The sequence below is a fragment of the Photobacterium sp. SP02 genome (genome assembly GCF_038519165.1).
Classification (GTDB): domain Bacteria; phylum Pseudomonadota; class Gammaproteobacteria; order Enterobacterales; family Vibrionaceae; genus Photobacterium; species Photobacterium halotolerans.
On the sequence record NZ_JASJOJ010000155.1, the window covers coordinates 1 to 698 of the forward strand.

Below are 698 nucleotides of genomic sequence, written 5' to 3' on the forward strand. Positions count from 1 at the left end.
TCCCCCTGCTGGACTTGAACCAGCGACATACGGATTAACAGTCCGCCGTTCTACCGACTGAACTAAGGGGGAATTGTATGGTGCCTCGAGGCGGAATCTACCGCGCCCGGCTAGGGACCGACACATTTTCGCAAAGCGAAAACATAATCTTACAGGCATTTCCCAAGCACTTTTTAATATGGTGCCTCGAGGCGGAATCGAACCACCGACACGAGGATTTTCAATCCTCTGCTCTACCGACTGAGCTATCGAGGCAGAACAAAGATGATCAATCTTCGCTTTGCAATTTGGCTCCCCCTGCTGGACTTAACGCGGCCGGCCAGGCCAGCGACATTGAGCACTTAGTGCTTACCAGTTTGGAGGACATACACTGCAGTTAAGCAATGTATTTAAGTGGCTCCCCCTGCTGGACTTGAACCAGCGACATACGGATTAACAGTCCGCCGTTCTACCGACTGAACTAAGGGGGAATTGTCTTGCTTTATAGTGTCAACAAAACACCATAAAAAATATGGTGCCTCGAGGCGGAATCTACCGCGCCCGGCCAGGGACCGACACGTTGTCGCATCGCGACAAACAGATATCGTTACTGCTTAGTAGCACCATAATTTTTAAAAATGGTGCCTCGAGGCGGAATCGAACCACCGACACGAGGATTTTCAATCCTCTGCTCTACCGACTGAGCTATCGAGGCAGGG

Annotated in this window: 4 tRNA genes; all 4 read right to left on the reverse strand. The window is 51.0% G+C overall.

Going from position 1 to position 698, the window contains the following annotated elements:
• The 4 genes from P0Y67_RS22730 to P0Y67_RS22745 all read right to left on the reverse strand — a co-directional run bounded on the left by P0Y67_RS22730 (window position 1) and on the right by P0Y67_RS22745 (window position 694).
• A tRNA-Asn gene (locus tag P0Y67_RS22730) sits at window positions 1-72 on the reverse strand.
• Between the two features lie 107 nt (window positions 73-179).
• Window positions 180-255, reverse strand: a tRNA-Phe gene (locus P0Y67_RS22735).
• A gap of 139 nt (window positions 256-394) precedes the next feature.
• Window positions 395-470: transfer RNA gene (locus P0Y67_RS22740), tRNA-Asn, on the reverse strand.
• A 148-nt stretch (window positions 471-618) separates the two neighbouring features.
• Window positions 619-694, reverse strand: a tRNA-Phe gene (locus P0Y67_RS22745).
• Window positions 695-698: the final 4 nt, after the last annotated feature.